Source organism: Paraburkholderia sp. 2C, assembly GCF_054589215.1.
In genome coordinates, this window is the sequence record NZ_BAAILL010000057.1 from 1 (window position 1) to 384 (window position 384).

Annotated in this window: 1 protein-coding gene and 1 pseudogene; both read right to left on the reverse strand. The window is 63.5% G+C overall.

Features of this window, described 5'->3' with window-relative positions:
• A partial coding sequence (locus ACYPXD_RS28890) for an adenine nucleotide alpha hydrolase family protein (protein WP_459719765.1) occupies positions 1–245 on the reverse strand: 245 nt, incomplete at its 3' end.
• A gap of 19 nt (positions 246–264) precedes the next feature.
• Positions 265–384: pseudogene (locus ACYPXD_RS28895) on the reverse strand (electron transfer flavoprotein subunit beta/FixA family protein); the annotation flags it as partial.

Below are 384 nucleotides of genomic sequence, written 5' to 3' on the forward strand. Positions count from 1 at the left end.
TGCACAAGCGCGAGGACCGTCGCTTCGACGTTTTCCGCCAGGCCTTCGGCCAGTTGCGGCGCATCGGCGAGCAGGACCCTGGCGATGCCTGCGACTTTCGATGCGGCTTCGGCTGCGCCCTGTGCGTTGTGGCCTGCCACCAGCAGGTGAATGTCACCGCCGATCTTCTGCGCGGCCGCGACGGTGTTCAGCGTCGCCGCCTTCAGCGACTGATTGTCATGTTCAGCAATTACCAGCGTCGTCATCTCGTGTGTCTCCGTCCGCTTACAGCACCTTGGCTTCGTTCTTCAGCTTCTCGACCAGCGTCTTCACATCCGGCACCTTCACGCCGGCGCTGCGTCCGGCCGGTTCGGTGACCTTCAGCGTCTTCAGACGCGGCTTGAC